Here is a 20,490-nt window from a genome sequence, read left to right as displayed (position 1 = left end):
AACTGCAATGCAACCGCGCGCTGGCATAAAAAAACCTGACAGCACACAGTACTGTCAGGTTATATTTACTGGCTAAGGCCGTTAAGACGTTAGATCAGGTTATGTTGAATGTCTGTGGGTACCACCATCAGCATAGCACGCTGCCCAATGGCCACTTTAGCGTTCGGGAAAATTAACGCCTCCCCCTCGCGCTCTACCCGATACTCTAAGTCACCATCGGTGGCCAATAAGCTACCTAACGGATAACTGGTGAAATTCTGGACATCGTCAGCAAAATGCAACTTGAAATCTTGAGTTTGCTTATTAATGGCGCGATACACTTCATAAAGATGAAAATCTTCTGCCGCAAAAGGTTTCGGCGCAAGTAAACGGTTAGTAATCAATGCACGTAAGGCATTGTCTGCTTGAGCAAAACGTGACATATCATTTTGGCCAAACGGCTGCACTTTACCCAGCTCTATGGTAAAGGCATCCGCGCCATGGCTGTGCGACGCATAATAGCTAAAGGTACTGGCCGGCGTTTGCATCATCAGCACCGTGTGCACATCGCAAGCCGCCAGAAATTGTAACTGTTGTTTGCGCCAAGGCTTACCATGTAAAAAAGGATACACGGCGAACTTCTCAAAACGAGAGCCACGAATGGCGGTGTGTAAATCATACAAACAACGCGGCTCATTGGCCGGGGCGCCTTCATAAAATCGTGTAACATACTGCTCTAACGCTTGGGCGCGTTGCCGCTCGGCGTTGATTAAACCCGCCCCTTTACTATGATGCCCCGAAAATAACCGATTTAAATTCTCAGTCACTTCACGACGGCCTAAATTTATGGCGGCAGGATTAGCGAATAGCACTAATACCCGCTCAGTAGGTGTTAAATGCCCCTGTAAAATATCTTGCACGATAGCGGCACACAGTTCGATGGGAGCCGTTTCATTACCATGCACACCACAACTGAGAATAATATGTTGTCGAGCGGCTTGGGCGGGCTGAAAACAGATCACGCCAGTATCCCAGATCTCGACAGTAACGCCTGAGCCTAATTCAAACTGACAAGGGGCTAAACCATTAGGATTGGCTAAGGTAAAAGCTAAAAAATCGCCGCTATGACGAAACTGCTCCATCATCATTGCTGTTACTCCTGTCGATAAAATGTTAATTTTTAGTCGTGTTTTTTCTGATAGTAACCCGAGAAAGCCTGATCACCAAACGCCGCAGTTAGCACGAAGCTATTCAAGGTTGTAAGGGGCTGGCATTATAAGCAGGATTGGCCAAATGCCGTTTATTAAACTCTAGGTAAGCAGCAGGATCTTGCCCTGCCCACAATTCCAGAACTTTTAGAAAGGCGGGATCTTGTCTTATTTGCGGCATTACCGCGTTGATCTCGGCTAAGACCGCTTGGCCCCATGCCGTTTTAGCACAGCCAATGGCGCCAGGCATGTGCGTTTGATCGTTCTCTTGCAGTGGGGTTAACGTTAACTCGCTATCAAACACTTTATGAAAGTAATTGGCAATAATCGGATAATCCATCGTGTAATCTAAGCGATCTGCCTCGATCATCTGCAGGATCGCAATAGCACCGCCACTGCCAGTTCGCGCAAGAAACGGTGGGGTTTTATCTAACAAGGGCTGCAAAATACTATAGCGCCGCCCCGCCGGATAACCTAAGCGGTAGTGTTTATCAGCCAATAAGGCGGTAAAAGCTAATGGATTACCATAGCGCAATTGTATCTGTGCCGCTTTGGCTTTAGTGGTGATCAATTGATAAGGGTAATAGACATGGGTCGGTAAACTGAAATAGGCTCGCTCATCATGTTGGCCATGATAAATCATACAGGGGAAGCATAATTCGGATTGTTGTTTTAATAAACTACTGATGCGCGCTTGGGGCATTAACCACACTGAACGTTGTTTATCTGGCAAGGCGCGATGTACCGCATCCATTAATCCATCACACAAGCCTAAGCCTTGATAGGGCCCGTCAATAATATGAAAAGGCGGTGCATCATTGATGGCCCACTGCAAAGTGTTGGCCAATGACGCGTTAGCACTGGCCATTTTACTAAAGCAGAAAAAGCATATTACCACGCAAAGAAAACGCATAAGCTTTCACACTACGCCATCGAACTTGGCGCTAGCATAAAAGAAAGCAAAACAAGTTTCGAGCATTAAATAAAAACGGCAGCGAAAAGCGCTGCCGTTTAAACTATGAAGAAACGTAATCAGACGTTTACTTTCTTTTTTCTTTTACTTTTTAATAATGTCGCAAGACTTCAGTTTCCACACCCGTTCAACATAATCGTTGATAGAGCGATCTGAAGTAAACTTCCCGACCGATGCCGTATTGATAATCGCTTTCTCTGCCCAGAGCGCGGGGTCACGATACCATGTATCGACTTTTTGCTGCGCCGCTAAGTAAGACTCAAAATCAGCCAATACTAAGTATGGGTCGTTGCCATCTAATAAGCTGCGCTTAATTGCCGCTAACTCACCGGGTTTACCTGGCGTAAAGTAATCGGTTTCTAACCAATCCAGAATCGCTTTCAGCTCAGGGTTATTATGGTAATACTCGCTGCTATGATAGCCCTTCTGATGAAGCGCTTTAACTTCATCTACCGTTAAACCAAAGATCGCGATATTGTCTTCACCGACTTCTTCGGCAATTTCAATATTAGCCCCATCCAAGGTTCCCACTGTAATGGCACCATTTAACGCCAGTTTCATATTACCGGTACCTGAAGCTTCTTTTCCGGCCGTAGAGATTTGCTCAGAAATATCTGCTGCGGGGATCAGTTTTTCAGCCAAGGTGACGCGGTAGTTCGGCATGAACACCACTTTAATACGGTTTTTAACTCGCTTATCGTTGTTGATTTTTTCAGCGACTTTATTGATGGCATAAATAATGTCTTTAGCCAGCTTGTAACCGGGGGCGGCTTTAGCACCAAACAAGAACACCCGTGGAACCATGTCGTAGTCTGGATTTTGCAAAATACGGCGATATAACGCCAAGATATGCAGTAAATTCAGATGTTGCCGTTTGTATTCATGTAAGCGTTTAATTTGCACATCAAACATCGCGGTAGGATCAACATCGATACGCGTTAGTTTCTTAATTACCACAGCTAAGTCCGCTTTATTTTGCTGTTTAATCGCCATAAAGTTTTCTTGGAACTGCGGATCTTTGGCATGCTCAACCAGTTTTTGTAACTGATTCAGCTCTCGTGGCCAATCTGTACCGACAATGGTATCCAGCAACTTAGCCAAACGCGGGTTACATGACTTTAACCAACGCCGTGGCGTGACACCGTTAGTGATGTTGGTAAATTTATCCGGCCATAATGCCACCATTTCTGGGAACAGATCGGATTGCACCAATTTAGAGTGCACTTCGGCCACACCATTCACTTTAAATGAACCCACAACCGATAAATGCCCCATCCGAACCATTGGCTCATGGCCTTCTTCGATAATAGACAATTTACGTTTTTTCTCGTTATCACCAGGCCACAACACGTCTACCTGCTCTAACAAGAAGCGGCGGTTGATTTCATAAATAATTTCAATGTGCCGAGGTAAAACTTTTTCAAACAATCTTACCGGCCAACGCTCTAGTGCTTCTGGCAAGAGGGTATGGTTGGTGTAGGCAAAAACCTGCTGACAAATCGCCCATGCATCATCCCAAGCCATTTGCGCTCGGTCGACTAAAATACGCATTAATTCAGGAATTGCTACCGCAGGGTGAGTATCGTTTAATTGAATGACCACTTGTTTACCAAAGTGGCTCCAATCATCACTGTGCCGACGCTTATAGCGGCGAATAATGTCTTTTAGTGAACAAGAACAGAAGAAATATTGCTGAATTAACCGTAATTCTTTACCGGCATCCGTTTCATCATTGGGGTATAACACCTTGGAAATATTTTCGGCTTCCACGTTTTCACGCGCAGCATCAATATATCCACCCGAGTTAAATACGTCCCAGTTGAAAAAGTCTGAGGCACGGCTTTCCCACAATCGTAACACGTTAACTGAGCTGCCATCGTAACCAACAATCGGAATATCCCAAGGCACACCTTTGATAATACGTCCCGGGTGCCAGACTTTTTGCATTTGGCCTTGTAAATCAAATACGGTTTCGACATAACCATAAACAGCAATTTCTTGTACTGATTCTGGGCGACAGATCTCCCAAGGGTTACCGTATTCGCGCCAGCTGTCTGGACGTTCAATTTGACGTCCATCTTGAAAACTTTGCTGGAATAAACCGTTTTCGTAATGAATACCATAGCCAATAGCCGGATAATTTAAGGTGGCTAACGATTCGATAAAGCACGCAGCTAAGCGCCCTAAACCACCGTTACCCAGTGCCATATCTTCTTCTTGATCTTCCAAATCGGCAATGTCTAAGCCCAATTCAGATAAGGCTTGTTTTGCTTGCTCGTATAACCCAAGGTTATGCAGGTTATTACTGAACATACGTCCCATCAGGTACTCTAAACTGAAATAGTGAAGTGCCCGAGTATCTTTTTCATAGTGGGTACGTTGCGTTGTTCTTAAACCGTCGTAGATTTGTTCGTTGACAGCAGCACAGGTCGCGCGCCACCAAGCCTGATGATTGGCTTTATTAAGATCGGTTCCTAAGGTGGAGTGTAAATGTTTAACAATGCGTTCTTTCAACTGCTCTGTGGCAGTTGCGGCAGACGAGGCCGCTTTAGATGTAGTGTTTTTTTTCATTGCCAATCCTAAAGTTTTACGCGTATCTCACGATTTCAATGCACATTTGTTGAAAAATTACCAAAACAATAGCCTATTAAGGTCGTTTTGGCAAAAAAAATAGTGCGTTTTGTAATTAAATTACACAATCATGATTTTTATCTAAAACGCAAAAGGCAGGTAAACGCGCGACATAAGCGTGTTTAACTGCCAAAAGGGTATAACACTACATTTTACTGAACACATCAGCCACAAAGGCTTTTGCATCAATTTCTAACTGCTCTAAGTGGGCCTGATCAACAAAACTCTCTAAGTAAATTTTATAGGCATTTTCGGTACCCGATGGCCGCGCAGCAAACCAGCCATTCTTTGTCACGACTTTTACGCCACCAATACTGGCATCGTTACCGGGTGCCTTCGTTAATACCGCTAAGATGGCATCACCCGCTAAATGGGTGGCACTGACACTGCTGGTATCCAGATTCTTCAATGCCGCTTTTTGCTTGGCATCCGCCGGCGCATCTAAACGACGATACAACGGCGAGCCCAGCTCACGTGTTAATGCTTGGTATTGCTGATAAGGGTCAACACCGGTTTTTGCCAGCATTTCAGCGGCCAATAAGCCTAGGATAAAACCGTCTTTATCGGTAGACCAAGCGGAACCATCATGGCGTAAGAAACTGGCACCGGCGCTCTCTTCGCCACCAAAAGCAATAGTGCCTTGGTGTAAACCTTCAACAAACCATTTAAAGCCAACCGGTACTTCTTTTAAAATACGGCCTTGTGCTGCAACGACTCGGTCAATTAGCGCACTGGATACCAAGGTTTTACCGATGGCCAGTTTGTCATCCCACTGCGGTCGATTCGCCAGTAAATAATTGATCGCCACCGCCAAGTAATGGTTTGGATTCATCAAGCCACCACTGCGTGTCACGATGCCATGACGGTCAAAATCTGGATCATTACCAATGGCCACATCAAACTGATCTTTGAGTTTAATTAAATTCGCCATGGCATAAGCAGAGGAACAATCCATGCGGATCTTGCCGTCTTTATCTAACGACATAAAAGAGAATGATGGGTCAACTTTGTTGTTTACTACGGTAATATTTAAACCGTAACGTTCAGCAATACGGGGCCAATAGGCAATACCGGAACCCCCTAAAGGATCCACCCCGATCCGTATCCCGGCTTTGGCAATCGCGGCCATATCGATCACGTTTTCAAGGTCATCAACATAGTGCTGGATATAATCAATATGCTGGCAATAGCCTGATTGTATGGCCAAGGCGTAGGGCATCATCCGAACACCCTCTAATTCATTAGCCAGTAATTCATTAGCGCGTTGCTCGATCCAGTCTGTCGCATCGGTATCCGCTGGGCCACCGTGCGGTGGATTGTACTTAATACCGCCATCTTCAGGTGGATTGTGCGACGGTGTAATAACAATACCATCGGCAAGTTGGCCAGTAGCGCCTTTATTTTGCGTTAAAATGGCATGCGAAATAACCGGCGTAGGCGTATAGCCAAGGCCTTCTTGAATACAAACCTGAATGTTGTTAGCAATTAACACCTCCAAGGCACTGGCAAAGGCGGCTTCAGATAAGGCATGCGTATCTTTACCTAAAAACAACGGGCCCGTAATCCCCTGTGCTTTACGATAATCAGCGACTGCTTGGCAAATGGCTAAAACGTGCGGCTCGTTGAATGAGCAGCTTAATGCGCTACCACGATGCCCAGAAGTCCCAAAGCTAACGCGGTGAGTGGCATGGCTATGAATATCGGGTTCTAGGACATAATAGGCCGTCATTAAGCGGCAAACATTCGGGATAAGTTCGTTAGGTACCGGCTGACCTGCCAGCGGATGTAATGACATAACCATTCCTTAATTATTATAATAAATCGCGAATACGTTCTGCGTCTTCAGCGCTATAACCCAGTTTGCTTGCCGTTTCTGTCAACATCATTTTCTTGCGAGTTGTGTTTGAGTTAGTAATCACCCAAAAATCCGTATTCGGAATTTGCTTAGGGTTGGTACTACTGCCACTTTCAGACAATTCAGCTGCTGATTTAGCAAAATACAGTCGATTGCGTCCTTTAATTTCCAACACATTGGGGAAGTCTTTTTTGTGTACTCGGGCTAACACCGACAACAAATACAGAAAACGGCCAACAATATTGTGCTCGGCTTGTAAATCAGCCGGTGTGACCAGATCAAAAATATTGCCTTGTTTCTCGGTACGCTTTGGCTGCTCGCTAACCGTTGCAACCGGAACCACTGGCGCTTCAGATTTAGCTTTGTTGAGCTCTGACGAGCTGTCAAGGGATGCCGTGGAAGTTTTTAGCGGGGCACCAGGCAATAAACGACGCAGTATATCCGACGCACTTTCGCCAATCTGTAATGTCTGTGCCGCAATGTATTGATACAAATCGTCGTCAATTTCAATGGTTTTCATAGATTTAATCCGTTACCTCAAATTCAGCTCATTATATAAAGGCTTTGCCACTGACGCCAGTTCGCTGTTTTGTTAAAATAGCAGCAATTACGCAGATAGGATAATTATGATTTTACATTATCAATTAACAGGCCAAGGCCCCTTAGTGGTGTTAGTCCACGGTTTATTCGGTAGCTTAGAAAATTTAGGCGGTGTAGCGCGTGCGTTAAGCGAGCATTTTCAGGTACTCAACATTGATGTACGTAATCATGGCCGCTCTGCACACAGTGATGAAATGAACTATTCGCTGATGGCAGCCGATCTGTCTGAAACCTTAGAGGGTTTAGGGCTGCGACCTTTTGCAGTGTTAGGACACTCGATGGGCGGTAAATTGGCGATGGAATTTGCGCTGCGTTACCCTGAGCAACTCGACCGCTTAATTGTGGCGGATATTGCTCCGGTCAGTTACAGCGCTCGGCATAACTCGGTTTTTGCCGGCTTAAATCAGGTTGATCTTTTGCACATCGCCAATCGCGGTGAGGCAGACCAACAAATGGCGCAGCACATTGTTGAACCTGGTGTGCGGCAGTTTTTACTGAAGAGCTTAGAAAAAACAGACAACGTATTTCGTTGGCGCTTTAACTTAGCCGCCTTGCAGCAGCAGTATCCGCAGCTGATAAGCGCGCCACAAGCCGGGGGCCAATTCAATGGTAAAGTCTTGTTTATCAAGGGCGCCGAATCGGATTATATTTTGCCAGAACATCGCGAAACTATCTTAGGCTTATTTCCAAAGGCACAAGCGAAGATCATTCAAGGCACAGGGCATTGGTTACATGCCGAAAAACCCAGTGCATTTAATAAGCTGGTATCTGACTTTTTATTGACGTAACGCAGAAAACTTTTCACTAAATATGCTATGATGCGCGCACTTTTTTCAGAGGCGAACGATGTCAATGAGCATAGAACAGTTTGAAACCATTGGATTATGGTTAGGACTTGGCGGATTGTACTTCTTTATCGTACTAGCTATCCGAGACGTCTTGAAGAAAAGTGAAGCACCAAGAATCGGACATATCTTTGTTTGGCTAGTGCTGTTTTTATCACCTCTGGTGTTTATCGTGAAAAGTATTGTGCAGTATTTTTTCGAATAAGAGGGTTACAGATTAATGGCGAAAATAGCCACTGATCGCACAACTATTGATTTGTTTGCTTTGGATAAGCGTCCTGGTCGGCCCAAAACCAATTTGTTGCCACGGGAAGAACAACTGAAACAAAACAAACGTAATCAAATTAAACGCGATCGTGTTAAGGGCTTAAAGCGTATTGAGTGTAAAGTGCCAGAACAGCTTTGTGAAAAGCTTGATTTGGCCGCTGCACAAGCAAATATGACACGTAGTCACTTTATTGAACATCTTTTAGAACAGGCTTTGGCCGGGTAAGAAGGCTTAAAACATGGCAACAGTTGGCATTTTTTTTGGTAGCGATACAGGTAACACTGAACATATCGCCAAAATGATCCAGAAAGAACTGGGTAAACAGTTAATAGAAGTACGGGATATCGCTAAAAGCAGTAAAGAAGATATAGCGAATTTTGATTTACTGCTGCTGGGCATTCCTACTTGGTATTATGGCGAAGCACAATGTGACTGGGACGATTTCTTCCCAGAACTTGAAGGCATCGACTTTAATAATAAACTGGTTGGTATCTTTGGTTGTGGTGATCAGGAAGATTACGCTGAGTATTTCCTCGATGCGATGGGCACATTACGTGACATTATCGAACCTAAAGGCGCCATCATCGTAGGACACTGGCCAACCGCAGGCTACAACTTTGTTGCTTCAAAAGCTTTAGTGGACGATAACCACTTTATCGGTTTAGGGGTTGATGAAGATCGTCAACCTGAATTAACCGAAAAAAGGGTTAAGCAGTGGTGCAAGCAAGTTTATGACGAAATGAGTCTAGCTGAATTTGCTTCGCTGTAATTGCAGTAAGCGTTATGCGTTCCAAACAAAGGCTGCCATGGGCAGCCTTTGTCCTTTTTTATGCTTAGCCAGCGCGATATTTTGCTTTCTTTCGCACATACAAGGTACGATTGACCTCACACACAACTTGATGTTTAGCATCATGAATATGCACCAAAAACTGTGGAAAATATTTGTCACCCTGCGCTGTATGTTGCTTGATGTCGGCCACGGTGTCATCCGATAACCAAAACTCAGCCACCAACTTACTGTAGCCAGGACTAATAAAGTTGATGTCTGCTTGTTTATCCCAAACGTGGTACTCTTTACCTAAGGCGCCCATTAACATCAAGGGATAAATGGGATCGGTCATCGCAAACATAGAACCGCCAAATTGACTGCGATTAATGTTCTTGGTCCAAGGCCGTGATTTTAGCTCCACTTTACAATAGCGATAATCATCACTTAATATCACCACTCTGATACCACAAAATAAAAACGGCGGCCAAAAATTAAGTAAATGCCGCAGCACCGATGGCTTAAATGCCCAACGCATAAGTTCCCCTGGTAAGACCTGTTTAGCGCATTCTACCGATTGCCGTTAACAGTACAAGAGTGGCTCTTAAAAAAGCAATGTACATAAAGCATTTGAATATAAACCTGATCTCTTTATAATCCTTGGCAAGTTCACGTTAAAAAAGAGTACTTATGAACGATCACAATACCGAATTACGCAAAGCGGGGCTCAAAGTCACGCTGCCTCGAGTAAAAATCCTTGAGATCCTACAAGATCCAAAAAATCAGCATATCAGTGCTGAAGATGTGTATAAAATCCTGTTGGAGTTGGGTGAAGATATCGGTTTAGCCACAGTTTATCGAGTACTTAACCAATTTGATGATGCAGGCATTTTAACGCGCCACCATTTTGAAGGCGGCAAATCGGTGTTTGAGCTCACCGGTGCTAACCATCATGATCATTTAGTTTGTTTAAAATGCGGTAAGGTTGTCGAATTTGAAGATGATATTATCGAAAGACGCCAATTAGAAATTGCTAACAGCAATGGTATCAAACTCACCCATCACAGTTTGTATTTGTATGGTGAGTGCGAAGATACGGCAAAATGTAAGCTTTACGCGCAAAATCAGTAAATTGAAATCTTAAAAACCTTCCTTGTGAAGGTTTTTTATTCATATCGTTGCTCAACATCAGCAATAATTTTAAAGCTATTGTTAAATACGCTTGATATAATGTTGCTGTCTTAGCAAAAAGAGGTGTTAAAGCTAAATTTTATGAGTCTACTGATCGCGTTTGTGGTTTTGTCTATCAGCGTTTCCTTCATTTGCTCTATTCTTGAAGCCGCCCTACTCTCCATCACACCGAGCTATATTGCGCAGCAAAAATTGCTCAAGCCAAAGCTATACGAAAAACTGAAACAACTTAAAGAAAAAATTGACCAACCCTTAGCGGCTATTTTAACGCTCAATACCGTGGCGCATACCGTGGGTGCTACCGGTGTTGGTGCGCAAGTGACTATTGTATTTGGCGATGGCTATTTGGGTATCGCTTCTGCGGTAATGACATTATTGATCTTGATTCTTTCAGAGATCGTGCCGAAAACCATCGGTGCCCGTTATTGGCCAAGCTTAGTGCCAGTGTTGCCTCCCGTGTTAAACACGATGATTCTGCTGCTAAAACCTTTTATCTGGATGTCGGATCAGGTGATGAAATTATTTGGGGGCGGCCAGCATGAACTTGATTTAAGACAAGAAATTAAAGCTTTAACCATTTTGGGCCGCGAGTTAAATAAGCTGGATGAAAATGAGCAACGCGTGATCAGTAATATTTTGGATCTGCATGAAATCAAAGTACGCGATATTATGACGCCGCGCACCGTTTGTGATTATGCCAAACCGGATGAATTGTTAGCCGATTTAGTGAAACGCGCCAAAAAAGGCCAGTATTCCCGTTATCCTATTTTAGATCACGAAGAAGCCCCCATCGGCATCGTATTTCGTTATGACATGTTGGATTATCAAAGTGGACAAACGGCCTCAGACATCAAAAAACCGGTTAAAGTCATTTCGGATAAAATGAATGTTGAGCAATTAATGTCGCAGCTGATCCGCGAGCAGCAACATATGGCGCTGGTTTATGACGAGTACGGCAGCTGGATGGGTTTAGTGACCATGGAAGATGTGTTTGAAGCGATTATCGGCCAACCGATTATGGATGAAACCGATAACATTCCCAACCTGCGTCGTTTTGCGAAACGCCGTTGGGAGAACAAGCAAAAACAACTGGAAGAGATGAAATAGAAAATATTAGGGTGAAATCTAAGGTTTCACCCTAAAGCGTCTTAAAACGGCGGTGCGCTTTGATTAAAGGTCAGCATTAATCCGCACCATCTGCAGCGCATTGATATAGTTGCCATATTGAAAGGCATAATCTGTTAATTCCGCCTCAACTTCAAAACCAAAACGTTCATATAATGCAATCGCTGAGTCGTTATTGCTATACACCAGTAATTCAATACGCCGCAGGGCTAACCAGTTATCCGCTAAGTCTAAGGCGGCACGGAGCAGTGACGAGCCCACACCCTGCCCTTGATACGCTTCAGCGACTGCCATACCAATATCCGCTGCATGGCGTCGCCGTGGATTCTGCATCACCTGTAAACCTAATTGACCAATGACTTCACCTTCTAATTCCGCCACCAAATTATAAAAACCGGCTTGCGGTTCAAATAAACTTTGCCATTTTGCCATCGGCTGAAACGGCAATTGTAGGGTGTTGGCATAGACTAAGGGCGCATCATAAATGGCTTTCACTGCCGCAATATCTGCCGGCTCTGCATGTCGAATAAGCGGTAACATGACTTTTCTCCCTGAAGACGAACCAGACCATATAAGATAAATAACAGCTGCAAATAGTAAAGTTGCGCCAAAAGAAAAGCCAGCAGATTATGTAAAAGACGGGGTTAAGCAGGTAAAGATTTTTGTCGCGGCCTAAAAAACGGAGTGGCTTGGCCACTCCGTTTTTCATAACGAGCCGCTATTAACGCCAGCGGTTACAGTGCAGCGTCAAGCTCAGGAAGCACATTGAACAAATCGCCAACAATACCGTAATCCGCTACTTGGAAGATTGGCGCTTCAGCGTCTTTGTTAATTGCAACAATCACTTTAGAGTCTTTCATACCGGCTAAGTGTTGAATAGCACCAGAAATACCGACAGCAATATATAAATCAGGAGCCACAATTTTACCGGTTTGGCCCACTTGCATGTCATTTGGCACAAAGCCAGCATCCACTGCTGCGCGAGACGCACCAATCGCCGCATTCAACTTATCGGCAATACCGTTTAGCAGCGCAAAGTTTTCACCATTTTGCATACCACGGCCACCAGAAATAATCACTTTAGCGGCGGTGAGTTCAGGACGCTCTGATTTGGTTAACTCTTCTGCGACAAAACGAGATACACCGAGATCTTTAACCACCGACACCACTTCAATGGCTGCAGCATTGCCGGTTGCAGCAGCAGCAAAAGCGGAACTACGCACCGTTAATACTTTAATCTTGGCCGTAGATTGCACGGTAGCGATAGCATTACCGGCATAGATCGGTCTGACAAAAGTATCGGCACTTTCAATCGCAATCACATCGGAAAGCTGTGCCACGTCAAGTAAAGCCGCTACGCGTGGCAGCATATTTTTACCGGTAGTGGTCGCGGCTGCCAGAATATGGCTGTAACTCGGGCCAAGCTCAGCCACCAGTGCGGCAACATTTTCAGCCAGTTGATGGCAGTAAGCGGCTGCATCTGCGTGCAACACTTTACTGACCCCCGCGATGGTCGCGGCTTCGTTAGCTGCGGCTTGGCAATCTGCCCCCGCCACTAACAGATGAATGTCTTGGCCAATTAAGGTTGCCGCTTGTACTGTTTTGAATGTATCCGCTTTTAACGCCGCGTTATTATGTTCTGCAATTACTAAAATCGTCATCAGATCACCTTCGCTTCATCTTTTAACTTGCTGACCAACTCAGCCACTGACTCGACAATGACCCCGGCTTTACGGCTTTGTGGTGCCGTGACTTTTAAGGTCTGTACTTCTGAGCTTAAGCCGACACCGAAACTGTCTGCGGCTTTAACATCTAAAGGTTTCTTTTTCGCTTTCATAATGTTCGGCAGCGAGGCGTAGCGCGGTTCATTTAAGCGTAGATCGGTTGATACCACCGCAGGTAAACTCAGTTCTACTGTTTGCAAGCCACCGTCAATTTCACGCGTCACTTGCACTTTATCATTGGCCACCACCACTTTTGAGGCAAAAGTACCCTGCCCCATACCGGTTAGCGCAGCTAACATCTGAGCGGTTTGGTTATTATCAGAATCGATCGCTTGTTTACCCAGAATCACTAACTGTGGTTGTTCTTCTGCCACCACTTTGGCTAATAATTTAGCCACTTGTAACGAATCAAGCGTAAGGTCAGTTTCGATATGAATAGCGCGGTCCGCACCTAAAGCTAAGGCTGTACGCAGCTGTTCTTGAACCGCTTTTGCACCAATAGACACCACGATCACTTCGCTAGCGCTACCGGCTTCTTTTAAGCGTACCGCTTCTTCAACAGCAATTTCGCAGAACGGGTTTAATGCCATTTTGACATTTGCTAAATCCACACCAGATTGATCCGGTTTAACCCGAACTTTCACGTTATAATCAATTACCCGTTTTACCGGTACTAATAGCTTCATAATGGCCTCATATTAATGCCAGCCTTTTGCAGGCTGCTTTACGTGAAGGTAAAGTTTAACTTGTCGAATGCCTGCCAATCTACTTCCTGTTGACGTTAACGTCAACCTGCAATATTCTGATAGCGGTATTAGATGCGACAATTATGTAAACTATAGCATCCAACGTCGGTTTACTGAGTGACTTAATGCGTTAATTTCATTAAGACTCTGGCGACCGCCACCCCCAACGCAGCAAGAGAGGTATTCAGTGGAAAGAGAAGCAATGGAGTACGACGTTGTCATCGTCGGTGCAGGTCCAGCTGGTTTATCAGCTGCTATCCGTTTGATGCAACGCGCGCAAGCCGCAGCTCAAGAACTGTCTGTTTGTGTGGTGGAAAAAGGCTCTGAAGTGGGCGCTCATATCTTATCGGGTGCCGTGTTTGAACCCAGAGCGTTAAATGAATTATTACCTGACTGGCAAACACTTGGCGCACCGCTGAAAACACCGGTAACCCATGATGATATCTACTGGTTTAATAACGCCGAGCAAGCCCGAAAAATACCAGGTATAGCGGCACCTAAAACCATGCATAACAGCGGCAATTTTATTATCTCTGCAGCCAATTTGTGTCGTTGGTTAGCCGAACAAGCTGAAGGCTTAGGTGTCGATATTTTCCCCGGTTTTGCCGCCAGCGAATTACTGATAAACGACGGTGCCGTTGCTGGCATAATCATTGGTGATATGGGTGTCGATCGCCAAGGTCAACCCAAAGACAGTTACACACCCGGCATGGAGTTAAAGGCAAAATATACGTTATTTGCTGAAGGTTGCCGCGGACATTTAGGTAAACAACTGATAAACCAATTTAAATTGGATTTAGACAGCGCGCCACAACATTATGCTATCGGCTTTAAAGAAATTTGGGATGTGCCTGCCGATCAACATCATCCAGGTTTAGTCGTGCATTCTGCTGGCTGGCCTTTAAATGATGCCAGCGGTGGCGGTTATTTATACCACAGCGAAGATCAGCAAGTTGTGGTCGGATTAATTGTCGATTTAAATTATCAAAACCCCTATCTGAACCCGTTTGAGGAGTTTCAACGCTATAAGCAACATCCGGTCATTCGTCAATATCTTAGTGGCGGCAAACGCGTGACTTACGGTGCCCGTGCTATTGCCAAAGGCGGCTTGCACAGCTTACCGAAAATGAGCTTCAAAGGTGGTTTACTGCTCGGTTGTAATGCCGGTACCTTAAACTTTGCCAAAATTAAAGGTAATCACACAGCCATGAAATCGGGTATGTTGGCTGCCGAAACCGTTGCGGATGCCTTATTTAATGGTGATTTGGGTGGAGAAGATTTAACGGCTTACGCCAGTAATATTAAAAATAGCTGGCTCTATACAGAGCTTTACAGCGCGCGAAACTTTGGTGCTGCCATCCATAAATTTGGATCCTTTTTTGGTGGTGTTTATAACACGCTGGATCAAAACCTGTTTCAGGGTAAATTACCCTTTACACTACACGATACTACGCCGGATCACGCTTGTTTAAAACTGGCCAGCGAGTGTCAGCCAATCAGTTATCCGAAACCAGATAACCAGCTCAGTTTTGATCGCTTAAGTTCAGTGTATTTGTCCAATACCAACCACGAGGAAGAACAGCCTTGTCATCTACGTTTAAAAGATGCCAGCATTCCTATCACGTTTAATTTAGCCAAATATGCCGAACCGGCACAGCGTTATTGTCCGGCAGGAGTCTATGAAATTATCGAAGACGAACACGCTAATCCTAAATTGCAAATTAATGCGCAAAACTGCATTCACTGTAAAACCTGTGATATTAAAGATCCCAGTCAGAATATTACTTGGGTGACACCAGAAGGGGGCGGCGGGCCGAACTACCCAAATATGTAAGCATGTTTGAAGTTCTTAAAAAAAACGCCGCGAGAAACGCGGCGTTTTGCTTGATGCAATTTAGGTTGTTAAGGCAGTCGTTCGCCGCGAGCCGCAATATATAATTGATACCAGTGCTCGCGATTTAATAAAATACGACTCGCTTCGGCACAAGCTCGAATGCGCTGTAAATTGGTGGTGCCGATCACCGGCTGTACCTGTGCCGGATGGCGCATCAACCAAGCGAGGATAATCGCTTCAGTACTGCATTGATATTCTGCTGCAAATTGTTGCAGTAGCTGACAGACCGCACTTTCTGCTTCCGTCTGCCCAGGATAACCGACACTAAAGCGTCCTTGTGCTAGGCTGCCCCAGCTTTGAATTTGGATCTTATGCAATTGGCAATATTCAATGGTGCCATAACCAAAGTGACGACCTGCCGCGGCGGGCATACCGACCATGACACTTTCTTCTAGCCAGTTATGTGCCGCTAAACTCATTTCTAACTGATTAGCACGTAGCGGCTGTGTCACGGCTTGCTGCAACAGTTGCAATTGTGCCCAGCCCATATTCGAGACACCAAAGTGTCTTACCTTACCTTGCTGTTGTAACTGGTTAAAAGCTTCAGCTACTTCTTCAGGTTGACATAAAGGATCCGGCCGATGTAGTAACAGCAGATCGAGATACTCAGTTTGTAAACGTTGTAACGATTCTTCAACAGCGCGCAAAATAGCGGTTTTAGAACAATCGTATAAACCCACTTGCCCCGTCTGCGGTAAGCGAATAGCGCATTTAGACTGAATATACAGTTGCTCCCGTTGCTGAGGATGGGCGTTTAAATAACGACCAAACACCGTTTCAGCTTTACCATGACTATAAATATCCGCATGGTCGAAGAAATTAATACCATTCTCCAGTGCGGTCTCTATTACGGCAAAGGCCTGCTGCTCGGCCGCGAGGCTTACCTCGGTTTCATTCCAACCACCGCCTAATCCCATACACCCCATACTGATGCGGCTGGCTTGCGGTAAAATGTCATGTATTGGTAATGTCATGCTGAATTCTCAATTAATTGAAGGCTTATGCTAAATCAAGCTGAACGCGCGGCGGTGAAAACCTTGTACAAACCAAGCCAGACACTTACACTAGCGCGCTAGATAACTTTTAATACTGTTTACTGACAACGCTATGACCGAAGAAGCTACCTTATACCGTTTAAATAAATTTATCAGTGATACCGGTTTTTGCTCGCGCCGTCAGGCCGATGCCCACATTGCTGCCGGTGATGTCACCGTAAATGGTCAACTGGCAGAAATGGGCCTGAAAGTATCTTATGCTGACACTGTTTTAATTAAGGGGCAACCCTTAAAGGAAAAACCCAAACGGGTTTATCTGGCTTATCATAAGCCGGTAGGCATTACCTGTACCACCGAGCGGCATATTGCCGGCAATATTATTGATGCGGTGAAGTACCCCGAGCGGATCTTCCCGATTGGCCGCTTAGACAAACCCTCTGAAGGTTTAATCTTTTTAACGAATGACGGTGACATCGTCAATAAAGTATTGCGTGCTGGCAATGCCCATGAGAAAGAGTACGTGGTCAGCGTGAATAAACCGATATCAGATTACTTTATTAAGAAAATGTCACAGGGAGTGCCTATTTTAGGCACGGTTACCCTTCCCTGTCAGGTGACCCAGATCTCACGTAATACGTTTAAGATCATTTTAACGCAGGGGCTCAATCGGCAAATTCGCCGTATGGCAGAGTTTTTAGGCTATGAAGTGGTTAAGCTAAAACGCATCCGCATTATGCATATTCGTTTAGCAGAGCTTAAACCCGGCAAATGGCGCTTACTCGATCCGATCGAAATTAAAATGCTGGACCAACTGGTTCAAGATTCCAGCAAAGTGGCCGCTAGCGCCCAGCATGATCACGAAGAATAACCGAGCAGCAGCAACGGTCATCTTCTTGTATACCTAGCCCTGCTCTGCAGGGCGATTTAAAAACGTCAGTAACTCTGCTAACGGCATCGGCCGCGCATAATAATAACCTTGCGCCCGATCACAACCGAGTTGTTGACACAATTCACTCATTTCTGCGGTTTCGACACCTTCAATTACCACGGTTTTACCAATTTGATTGCAGGTACTGACCAACATTTCAACAATTTTACGTTGCTTAAGATCGTGGGTAAGATCACGGGTAAAGGAGCGATCTAATTTCACAATATCTGCCGGCAACCGATAAAGATAAGACAAACTAGAATAGCCGGTACCAAAATCATCAATGGCTAGCTGACAGCCTAAGGCTTTAATCTGATTAGGCAGCGCCAGCGTATGGCCTTGCTCCTCTAATAAAGCACTTTCGGTCAACTCAATACAAATTCGCGCAGGGTCAATCTGATATTCTGCTAAAACTGCGCCTAAGAATTGTACAAAATCATAACGCCTAAGCTGCTGTGCTGACACATTAATCGCCACGCTAAGTTTGGCTAAACCCGGATTTTCAACCAGATCACGCAGCACCATCTTCATGACTTGTTCGCCTATTTGAATGATTTGTCCGGTTTGTTCAGCAATCGGGATAAAAGAAACAGGCGAGATAAAGCTCCCCTGATGCTGCCAACGCACTAAACTTTCAATAGCAACGGTTTTACCTGTACTGAACTCCATCACCGGCTGGTAGTACACCTGTAACTGCTCTGCATCGAGGGCCGCTTGTAACTTGTTACGCATAGCCACAATATTGCGGTAGTTATCAGCCATGGTATCTTGATAAAAACGGTAAGTATTTCCCCCTGCCTGTTTGGCATTACTCATCGCCACATCTGCAAGCTGGGTTAATAATTGCGAGCTGCAATGGGCTTCTTGATTTTGCACAATACCAATACTGGCTGACAAATACACATCAAACCCGGTCACTGCGCTAGGTTGAGATAAAGCGCGTAACAACGCATTCGCTAACTGTTCAGTGGCCTCAAAGGGAGATTCAGGTAAGTACACTAAAAACTCATCACCACTAAAACGCGCTAATAAAGCCTGTTCTCCACAAAGTAAACGGATACGCAGCGCCATTTCTGAGAGCAATTTATCGCCAACATCATGCCCAAAACTGTCGTTTATCGGTTTAAAACCGTCTAAATCAATAAATATAATCACTTCGGGTGCCGTCTTTTCACGGATCACCACCTGCTCGACTGCTTGATAAAAGGCATCGCGGCGCAATAAGCCGGTAATATCATCAAACTTAGCGAGGGTCGACAGTTTCACTTTTTCGTGGCGCAACAAACGCGTGCGATCAGCAGCTAAAATAAAGGTGCAGCAGAACAGTAGCGATACCCATAATATGATTTGATGTAATCGACTGCGTGCTTGCAACTCGGTGAGATCGGTAATAAAAACATAAAAAGGAATACTACCCCAATTAGCTTGATCGGGTTGAATTTGTTGATGATACGGATAACGGCGTTGTAAATCAGGTAAGGTCGCCCGCTTAAAGCCACTGGCATCAGCGGTAAACAGCAACTGGGGTAATACTTCCAGGTAAATTTGGATTTTTGCCGCGCCCACAGAGTTATCGACTAATAACGCTTGTTGTAAATTAATCAGCACCAGTAAAAATTCTGGCGAAGCGTCTGTAACAGGCAAAGCCAAGCGCAACATCATAATGGGTAAATCACTGTCTAACGAAGCACGATTGATGGCCATGGCTTCCTGATCCGAGCCAGAAAACAGCCACGACCGAGTACCCTCGCTACTAAACAAACCTTGTTCTTGAAACGAAGCGGCTTTACCCGTCATTAACACGGCTTGCTGTTGCTGATCAAAAATGACAGCACCATAGACCACATCGTAGGCAGCCGTAATGGCAGACAGATCTTCTGTGATAAATTGTAAACGTTCAGCAGGATTAACTCGCTGCCATCTTGTACGAGCACGCTGAAATAATTCTTCAGAAAACGCTAACTGGGCTTGTACTTGGCTGACCACCCGAGTCACTTTTTGCTCGGCTAAGTGTGTTTCATAGCGCACATCAAACACGCTTAGGGCAAACCAGATGCCATATCCGGCTTGAAACATTAACATAGCAGCAATAGCGCTATGGCTTAATGGCCGGGTGACCTGCAACTGAAAATGCTGTTTTAGCCAAAGCGAAATCCCGACCATAATCAGCATAATGGGTAATAAAGATGAGCTAAAGGGCGTGGTATTTTGCCAAGGCAGTTGCGGAAACCACAAGCTTAGTTGCGCGTAGCAGCCATACACAAGACAAATGAAAGCCATAATACGCCAAAGATAATGGCCAACACGCGTCGTATGCGAACAGACTAATATCGCCGCCGCTAACAATAGCAGCACCGACAACAAGGATAATGGCATACCACTTAAGTCTTGCAGCTGGCCTCGACGAGTAGCCAACCACAGATAACTGATAAAACTTAATATCAATAGGCCGCAGAATATTTGCAGTTTGCGACGGTTGAAGAGTAAAGCGGTTAACCCCAAGCTGACTAAGGCGGTGGCGAGAACTAAATTAAATGACAGTAAAGGCAGAATAAGCTTAGCTAAAAAAAGGTGCTCGACCAGTCCTAATAACGCAATAATAGTGTAAAAACCTGCAGTCAGCAGATAAAACACTACGGCCGAAGCACGGCTTATACTATCGTTTACTTTCCAAGTTTCAGGCACTCTTCACACCATTTAACTGCATAGGCTTATGAGTTTAGCCTATAAAACACGTGTAGCACATGTAACCACAGTGCCTG

General features: G+C 45.0%; 18 protein-coding genes and 1 pseudogene. 8 read left to right on the top strand and 11 right to left on the bottom strand.

Translation table 11 applies throughout. The annotated features are described in order from the left end of the window. Nucleotides 1-89 precede the first annotated feature (89 nt). The 5 genes from astE to seqA all read right to left on the bottom strand — a co-directional run bounded on the left by astE (nt 90) and on the right by seqA (nt 7,166). The gene (gene astE / locus JAO78_RS11455) at nt 90-1,127 is read right to left on the bottom strand and encodes a succinylglutamate desuccinylase (protein ID WP_226751493.1); all 1,038 of its coding nucleotides are present in this window, start codon (nt 1,125-1,127) and stop codon (nt 90-92) included. Nucleotides 1,128-1,230: 103 nt separating this feature from the next. After that, on the bottom strand, nt 1,231-2,100 hold the full coding sequence (locus JAO78_RS11450) for an ABC transporter substrate-binding protein (protein ID WP_226751492.1): 870 nt from the start codon (nt 2,098-2,100) through the stop codon (nt 1,231-1,233). A 144-nt stretch (nt 2,101-2,244) separates the two neighbouring features. After that, a complete protein-coding gene (locus tag JAO78_RS11445) occupies nt 2,245-4,731 on the bottom strand; it encodes a glycogen/starch/alpha-glucan phosphorylase (RefSeq protein ID WP_226751491.1) in 2,487 nt (828 codons plus the stop codon). A 205-nt stretch (nt 4,732-4,936) separates the two neighbouring features. Further along, nucleotides 4,937-6,586, bottom strand: a complete 1,650-nt coding sequence (gene pgm / locus JAO78_RS11440) for a phosphoglucomutase (alpha-D-glucose-1,6-bisphosphate-dependent) (protein WP_226751490.1) — start codon at nt 6,584-6,586, stop codon at nt 4,937-4,939. A gap of 16 nt (nt 6,587-6,602) precedes the next feature. Further along, a complete protein-coding gene (gene seqA / locus JAO78_RS11435) occupies nt 6,603-7,166 on the bottom strand; it encodes a replication initiation negative regulator SeqA (protein ID WP_226751489.1) in 564 nt (187 codons plus the stop codon). Nucleotides 7,167-7,272: 106 nt separating this feature from the next. Between seqA and JAO78_RS11430 the strand changes: the two genes are divergently transcribed. The 4 genes from JAO78_RS11430 to fldA all read left to right on the top strand — a co-directional run bounded on the left by JAO78_RS11430 (nt 7,273) and on the right by fldA (nt 9,128). Continuing rightward, on the top strand, nt 7,273-8,034 hold the full coding sequence (locus JAO78_RS11430; protein WP_226751488.1) for an alpha/beta fold hydrolase: 762 nt from the start codon (nt 7,273-7,275) through the stop codon (nt 8,032-8,034). Nucleotides 8,035-8,098: 64 nt separating this feature from the next. After that, entirely contained in the window at nt 8,099-8,296 is a 198-nt protein-coding gene (locus tag JAO78_RS11425) for a DUF2788 domain-containing protein (protein ID WP_226751487.1), read from the top strand. A gap of 15 nt (nt 8,297-8,311) precedes the next feature. Then, nucleotides 8,312-8,584 carry a LexA regulated protein gene (gene ybfE / locus JAO78_RS11420; RefSeq protein WP_226751486.1) on the top strand — a complete coding sequence of 91 codons (273 nt, stop codon included), beginning with the start codon at nt 8,312-8,314 and terminating at the stop codon, nt 8,582-8,584. 13 nt (nt 8,585-8,597) lie between these two features. Next, nucleotides 8,598-9,128, top strand: a complete 531-nt coding sequence (gene fldA / locus JAO78_RS11415) for a flavodoxin FldA (protein ID WP_226751485.1) — start codon at nt 8,598-8,600, stop codon at nt 9,126-9,128. A gap of 64 nt (nt 9,129-9,192) precedes the next feature. Here fldA and JAO78_RS11410 read toward each other — a convergent pair whose 3' ends face one another. Beyond that, entirely contained in the window at nt 9,193-9,663 is a 471-nt protein-coding gene (locus JAO78_RS11410; protein WP_226751484.1) for a DUF4442 domain-containing protein, read from the bottom strand. Between the two features lie 152 nt (nt 9,664-9,815). Here JAO78_RS11410 and fur point away from each other — a divergent pair, with 152 nt between their 5' ends. Together fur and JAO78_RS11400 are read left to right on the top strand one after the other, a co-directional pair. After that, entirely contained in the window at nt 9,816-10,256 is a 441-nt protein-coding gene (gene fur, locus JAO78_RS11405; protein WP_226751483.1) for a ferric iron uptake transcriptional regulator, read from the top strand. A 141-nt stretch (nt 10,257-10,397) separates the two neighbouring features. Then, on the top strand, nt 10,398-11,423 hold the full coding sequence (locus JAO78_RS11400; RefSeq protein ID WP_226751482.1) for a CNNM domain-containing protein: 1,026 nt from the start codon (nt 10,398-10,400) through the stop codon (nt 11,421-11,423). A gap of 63 nt (nt 11,424-11,486) precedes the next feature. Here JAO78_RS11400 and JAO78_RS11395 read toward each other — a convergent pair whose 3' ends face one another. The 3 genes from JAO78_RS11395 to JAO78_RS11385 all read right to left on the bottom strand — a co-directional run bounded on the left by JAO78_RS11395 (nt 11,487) and on the right by JAO78_RS11385 (nt 13,851). Then, complete coding sequence (locus JAO78_RS11395) at nt 11,487-11,981, bottom strand: GNAT family N-acetyltransferase (RefSeq protein WP_226751481.1); 495 nt, start codon at nt 11,979-11,981, stop codon at nt 11,487-11,489. Nucleotides 11,982-12,175: 194 nt separating this feature from the next. After that, nucleotides 12,176-13,102 carry an electron transfer flavoprotein subunit alpha/FixB family protein gene (locus JAO78_RS11390; RefSeq protein ID WP_226751480.1) on the bottom strand — a complete coding sequence of 309 codons (927 nt, stop codon included), beginning with the start codon at nt 13,100-13,102 and terminating at the stop codon, nt 12,176-12,178. Continuing rightward, entirely contained in the window at nt 13,102-13,851 is a 750-nt protein-coding gene (locus JAO78_RS11385) for an electron transfer flavoprotein subunit beta/FixA family protein (RefSeq protein ID WP_226751479.1), read from the bottom strand. The genes JAO78_RS11390 and JAO78_RS11385 overlap by 1 nt, the downstream gene beginning before the upstream one ends. Before the next feature lie 262 nt (nt 13,852-14,113). Here JAO78_RS11385 and JAO78_RS11380 point away from each other — a divergent pair, with 262 nt between their 5' ends. After that, on the top strand, nt 14,114-15,745 hold the full coding sequence (locus JAO78_RS11380) for an electron transfer flavoprotein-ubiquinone oxidoreductase (RefSeq protein ID WP_226751478.1): 1,632 nt from the start codon (nt 14,114-14,116) through the stop codon (nt 15,743-15,745). A 68-nt stretch (nt 15,746-15,813) separates the two neighbouring features. On the opposite strand, the gene JAO78_RS11375 is transcribed toward JAO78_RS11380, so the two are convergent. Then, the gene (locus tag JAO78_RS11375) at nt 15,814-16,779 is read right to left on the bottom strand and encodes an aldo/keto reductase (RefSeq protein WP_226751477.1); all 966 of its coding nucleotides are present in this window, start codon (nt 16,777-16,779) and stop codon (nt 15,814-15,816) included. 133 nt (nt 16,780-16,912) lie between these two features. Between JAO78_RS11375 and JAO78_RS11370 the strand changes: the two are divergent. Then, nucleotides 16,913-17,632 (top strand): annotated as a pseudogene (locus tag JAO78_RS11370) (pseudouridine synthase); the annotation flags it as partial. A gap of 69 nt (nt 17,633-17,701) precedes the next feature. On the opposite strand, the gene JAO78_RS16870 reads toward JAO78_RS11370, so the two are convergent. Beyond that, the gene (locus JAO78_RS16870) at nt 17,702-20,413 is read right to left on the bottom strand and encodes a putative bifunctional diguanylate cyclase/phosphodiesterase (protein ID WP_226751475.1); all 2,712 of its coding nucleotides are present in this window, start codon (nt 20,411-20,413) and stop codon (nt 17,702-17,704) included. Between the last annotated feature and the right edge of the window lie 77 nt (nt 20,414-20,490).

The sequence above is a fragment of the Alishewanella maricola genome, assembly GCF_016343785.1.
Classification (GTDB): Bacteria; Pseudomonadota; Gammaproteobacteria; order Enterobacterales; family Alteromonadaceae; genus Alishewanella; species Alishewanella maricola.
Note: the sequence above shows the minus strand (reverse complement) of the source record. Positions and strands in the feature narration are given on the sequence as shown.

Excerpts from the sequence above, each read along its gene's own strand:
- astE (WP_226751493.1), bottom strand. The coding sequence starts at position 1,127 with ATGATGATGGAGCAGTTTCGTCATAGCGGCGATTTTTTAGCTTTTACC.
- JAO78_RS11450 (WP_226751492.1), bottom strand. The coding sequence starts at position 2,100 with ATGCGTTTTCTTTGCGTGGTAATATGCTTTTTCTGCTTTAGTAAAATG.
- JAO78_RS11445 (WP_226751491.1), bottom strand. The coding sequence starts at position 4,731 with ATGAAAAAAAACACTACATCTAAAGCGGCCTCGTCTGCCGCAACTGCC.
- pgm (WP_226751490.1), bottom strand. The coding sequence starts at position 6,586 with ATGTCATTACATCCGCTGGCAGGTCAGCCGGTACCTAACGAACTTATC.
- seqA (WP_226751489.1), bottom strand. The coding sequence starts at position 7,166 with ATGAAAACCATTGAAATTGACGACGATTTGTATCAATACATTGCGGCA.
- JAO78_RS11430 (WP_226751488.1), top strand. The coding sequence starts at position 7,273 with ATGATTTTACATTATCAATTAACAGGCCAAGGCCCCTTAGTGGTGTTA.
- JAO78_RS11425 (WP_226751487.1), top strand. The coding sequence starts at position 8,099 with ATGAGCATAGAACAGTTTGAAACCATTGGATTATGGTTAGGACTTGGC.
- ybfE (WP_226751486.1), top strand. The coding sequence starts at position 8,312 with ATGGCGAAAATAGCCACTGATCGCACAACTATTGATTTGTTTGCTTTG.
- fldA (WP_226751485.1), top strand. The coding sequence starts at position 8,598 with ATGGCAACAGTTGGCATTTTTTTTGGTAGCGATACAGGTAACACTGAA.
- JAO78_RS11410 (WP_226751484.1), bottom strand. The coding sequence starts at position 9,663 with ATGCGTTGGGCATTTAAGCCATCGGTGCTGCGGCATTTACTTAATTTT.
- fur (WP_226751483.1), top strand. The coding sequence starts at position 9,816 with ATGAACGATCACAATACCGAATTACGCAAAGCGGGGCTCAAAGTCACG.
- JAO78_RS11400 (WP_226751482.1), top strand. The coding sequence starts at position 10,398 with ATGAGTCTACTGATCGCGTTTGTGGTTTTGTCTATCAGCGTTTCCTTC.
- JAO78_RS11395 (WP_226751481.1), bottom strand. The coding sequence starts at position 11,981 with ATGTTACCGCTTATTCGACATGCAGAGCCGGCAGATATTGCGGCAGTG.
- JAO78_RS11390 (WP_226751480.1), bottom strand. The coding sequence starts at position 13,102 with ATGACGATTTTAGTAATTGCAGAACATAATAACGCGGCGTTAAAAGCG.
- JAO78_RS11385 (WP_226751479.1), bottom strand. The coding sequence starts at position 13,851 with ATGAAGCTATTAGTACCGGTAAAACGGGTAATTGATTATAACGTGAAA.
- JAO78_RS11380 (WP_226751478.1), top strand. The coding sequence starts at position 14,114 with ATGGAGTACGACGTTGTCATCGTCGGTGCAGGTCCAGCTGGTTTATCA.
- JAO78_RS11375 (WP_226751477.1), bottom strand. The coding sequence starts at position 16,779 with ATGACATTACCAATACATGACATTTTACCGCAAGCCAGCCGCATCAGT.